At 44.6% G+C, this 3,963-nt stretch carries 4 protein-coding genes; 3 read left to right on the forward strand and 1 reads right to left on the reverse strand.

The annotated features are described in order from the left end of the window. Positions 1–121: 121 nt before the first annotated feature. Complete coding sequence (locus ENN47_06955) at positions 122–1,078, reverse strand: aldo/keto reductase (protein ID HDP77907.1); 957 nt, start codon at positions 1,076–1,078, stop codon at positions 122–124. 198 nt (positions 1,079–1,276) lie between these two features. Between ENN47_06955 and ENN47_06960 the strand changes: the two genes are divergently transcribed. From ENN47_06960 to ENN47_06970, 3 genes are all read left to right on the forward strand, one after another. Continuing rightward, complete coding sequence (locus ENN47_06960; GenBank protein ID HDP77908.1) at positions 1,277–1,687, forward strand: hypothetical protein; 411 nt, start codon at positions 1,277–1,279, stop codon at positions 1,685–1,687. Positions 1,688–1,713: 26 nt separating this feature from the next. After that, positions 1,714–2,364, forward strand: a complete 651-nt coding sequence (locus ENN47_06965) for a DUF4230 domain-containing protein (GenBank protein ID HDP77909.1) — start codon at positions 1,714–1,716, stop codon at positions 2,362–2,364. Positions 2,365–2,446: 82 nt separating this feature from the next. Next, the coding region (locus ENN47_06970) for a tandem-95 repeat protein (GenBank protein ID HDP77910.1) at positions 2,447–3,963 on the forward strand (1,517 nt) is incomplete at its 3' end.

Here is a 3,963-nt window from a genome sequence, read left to right on the forward strand (position 1 = left end):
CTATATAGAGACATGAACTCCCAAGAGCAATTACCAATAGAAACGATAGAAACAGCAATGCCTTTTTCAAATCGACAACTCCTCTCTTAATAATCACCAAATGAAACGGCTAAGACGGAAGCTACTTAATAATTGAATCTATCTCTTTTATCACATCTTCTGTCAGCTTGTCTCTTAGCTCGAGAGCCTTCAAGTTCTCCCTCAGCTGTTCCACCCGGCTAACTCCTAGAATTATCGAACTGACAGTCTTGTTCACAAGTATCCAGGCAAGTGCAAGCTGAGCGAGTCCGGTATCAAGTTTCTTGGCAACGTCCGCCAACCTTGCGACTTTCTTGAGATTCTCATCCGAGAAGAGTTTATTCTCTTCAAGATGCTTTTTCAAACCGGGAAATTTCGCCAACCTGCTATTCTCGGGAATTCCATTGTTGTATTTTCCAGTAAGAAGTCCGCTTGCAAGAGGACTCCAAACAGTGAGACCGAGGCCGTATTTTTCGTATATAGGCAAGTATTCAGACTCGACTCTCTCTCTTACAAACATATTGTACTGAGGTTGCTCGACTACGGGATGAACTGCATTCAGCTTATCTGCAACCTTATGAGCCTCTTCCAGATCTTTGGCACTCCATTCTGATGTACCCCAGTAGAAGGCCATTCCATTTCTGACAATGTAGTCCATTGCAAGAACAACTTCTTCCATTGGAGTTTCGGGATCGGGTCTGTGAGCATACAACAAGTCAACATAATCAAGCTGTAGCCGCTTCAATGAATTCCAGGTACCCTCAAGCAGATGCTTTCTCGAGAGACCTTTCTGATTAGGTTTGCTTCCTCCCCAAAAGATTTTCGTGGATACAACAATCTCTTCGCGTTTGAACTCCTTCAGAATTTCACCCATCATCGATTCGGCCATCCCACTAGCATATGCTTCTGCAGTATCGAAGAAATTGACCCCCGATCTGTATGCTTCTCTCATTGCTTCTCTTGCATTATCAATGTCTAGCTGAGCGCCAAACGTGAGCCATGAACCAAGACTTAGTTCACTGATGAGAAGACCGCTCTTTCCAACCTTGCGATATTCCATTATCAACAGACCTCCTTAGTTTTAATTCCGATATAGATTGTTTTAATTATATCATTCCAGCTACTTCAAGTAAAAGCGCTTGTCAGTCCATACACAGAAACCGTATAGTCGGTTAATTCAATAGGTTTTCCCTATTTGAATGGATTTCCTTTCTTCTCTGATAAACTTGGTATGAGTTGAGAAGAGGAGGTGTTTCTTATGTTCGAAAGGACAAATGAAGCTTCTGGAATTGAAAGCATCTCTTATCAAACTTTGAGCGGCCTGAGCTACTGGTCCGGTTTCGTAGGTGTTTGGACGATTATAGGCGCCGTTCTTGGAATCATAGGATCTATAGCTGGTATGGTTGCGAATCCCTTCTCTATCTTTGGAGCGATTAGTGCAATCATCGCTCTGGTTATGGGGCTGAAATTAAGGAAATCGAAAAAGGAGCTGGACGCGTTCATTCATTCAAAGGCTTCAATAAACCTGGAGATAGCTCTTGACAGTCTCAGATATTACTTCAGGATACAGGGAATACTGATAATTCTGGCAATTGTTTTCGTAGTAATCACTTTAGTTGCCATGGCGGCTATGGGCAACCTAATGATAGATTACATGAATAATCTTTGAAACATCAGGTTCTTGGAGGTGACTCATTGCTCGTCCTAAATATCGTTCTTTTTGCCGTGATTGCACTGCTTCTGTTATTCTTCTTCCAGTCCAGGAAGAAGGCAAGTTTCAGATCAGAATCGATAATTCACAAGGTGGAGAGAATCTCCGAACTAAGTACCGCCAGGATGACTACCTTGCTCATCTTTGAACCTGAAAGGGGAAGTTTCGTCCCCGGTACTTCTCAGCGCTTCATTTTCATCGTTCCGTTTCAGGTTCGAGGCTATCTTGATTTGAGAAGGTTGAAGGAGGACGCAATAGAAATACATGAGGGTGAAGCAAGGAGAATAAAGCTCACTCTTCCCTCCCCCAAGCTTGAAGTGACTATCCCGCAGAATAAGATTCCAGATATCAGGGTGATCAATCAAAGCGGGGTGTTGGTTAGAATTTTCGGCAACAGGGACATGCTGAAAACCTTTCAATCATACAGTGAGGAGATTGAAAAACAGGCACTTCAAAACGCCTTTGAGATGGGTGTCGATGAGACATCGAGAGAGAGCGCGAGAAACTTCTTTCACGGACTATTTTTGGGTATGGGCTTCGATGAGGTAGTAGTTCTCTTTGACCAGGATGACGTATCAAACGCTGAAATACAAACGGATAAAATCGATAATCCGAGAAGAGAACTGAGTCAATAAAGCTTGGACTATTGATGTGACAAGATCTAGACCGGTGTAAGAAAGTTTGCAGTAGTTCCCGACAATTAAGGGGGTAGATATGATGAAAAGATGGATGATCTATGTTCTTATTGCAGCGGCGGCAGCTGCAATAATCTTGGTTATTACGCTTCCTGGACTTATGAATAAAGAACCGGAACTGGAATTGCCCGTACAGGTTGTCAACCAGGGTGAAACACTTACCGTAAACTTGAGACAGTTTGTTAAAGATGAAAGAGTCGATGACATTGTTCTTGAAATCTTAGAGGGTCCAGGAGAGTTGTCTGGCTTTTCCTACGTTTTCGAACCGGGTTTCTCGTACGCCGGGGAAATCGCAGTGAGGGTCCAGGCAACAGACAAGCAAGGAAAAAAATCTGAAGATGAAATGTTGATAAACATTATCAGAGTCAACCGGCCGCCGGAAATCGACACATCCCCAGTCGTTGCTCGAGAAGGAGAAATGCTAACGATAGACCTGAACTCAATAGCAACTGATCCAGATGGGGACGAGCTGGAATTCTCTGTCGAAGGGCCCGGCAAGCTTGAAGGAAGCATCTACAGTTATGCTCCGGGATACAGTGACTCCGGGAAGGCCGTCTTGAGGGTACTGGCCAGAGATACGCAGGGAAATGAAACGGCACGAGATATTCAGCTCGAAGTTACTGACGTAAATGCTCCGCCCGAAGTGAGGATCGAGAATCAGATTGTGAATGAGGGAGAAAGACTTACTGTCGATATCATTTCATCGGTGATTGATGAAGATGTTGAAAATCTGGTTCTAAGCATAGAAGATGGACCCGGAAGACTCGAAGACGGTCTATTAATATACGAACCCTCTTTCAAAGATGCCGGAAAGAAAAGTGTTTCAATAAAAGCAGAAGACAGCTTCGGAAACGAGACCTTTTCAAGCTTTGAGATTGAGGTTCTTGATGTGAATCGACCTCCCAGGCTGTTGCTGAGCGATTTGGTTTTGAAAGAGGGTGAGATGGTAGAAGTTGATATCCTCAGCAGAGTGAGCGAACCTGATGGCGATGATGTACAGTTTCGAGTCGAGGGGCCTGGAGAGCTTGTCGAGGGTAAATATATATTCAGTGCCGATTTCGGAGACGCTGGTGACAAATCGGTAAAGGTCTTTATAGAAGATGAAAAGGGTGCGACAAATACTGCATCCTTCACTGTAAGGATCGAGAATGTCAACAGAGCTCCGGTGGTTTCAATTCCCGATGGAGTTGTGAAAGAGGGCGAAACTTTCAGGTTGTATCTCAGGGCTTTTGCTTCCGATCCCGATGGGGACGAGGTGACTTTCGAAGTCTCTGAGGGTCCAGGTTCTATCGAGGATGGCAACTACATATTTACTCCCGGCTTCGGTTCCGAAGGGAATCATGAGGTCGAATTATTAGTCACTGACAGTAAAGGCGCTGAAAGCATCGGCACATTCACCGTGACCGTCGAGAACGTCAACAGAGCTCCGGTGGTGTCAATTCCCGATGGAGTTGTGAAAGAGGGCGAGACTTTCAGGTTGTATCTCAGGGCTTTTGCTTCCGATCCCGATGGGGACGAGGTGACTTTCGAAGTCTCTGA

The organism is Mesotoga infera, from assembly GCA_011045915.1.
GTDB lineage: Bacteria > Thermotogota > Thermotogae > Petrotogales > Kosmotogaceae > Mesotoga > Mesotoga infera_D.

What these genes read in the sequence shown, in the direction of transcription:
- ENN47_06955 (HDP77907.1), bottom strand. Translation starts at nt 1,078, where the DNA reads ATGGAATATCGCAAGGTTGGAAAGAGCGGTCTTCTCATCAGTGAACTA.
- ENN47_06960 (HDP77908.1), top strand. Translation starts at nt 1,277, where the DNA reads ATGTTCGAAAGGACAAATGAAGCTTCTGGAATTGAAAGCATCTCTTAT.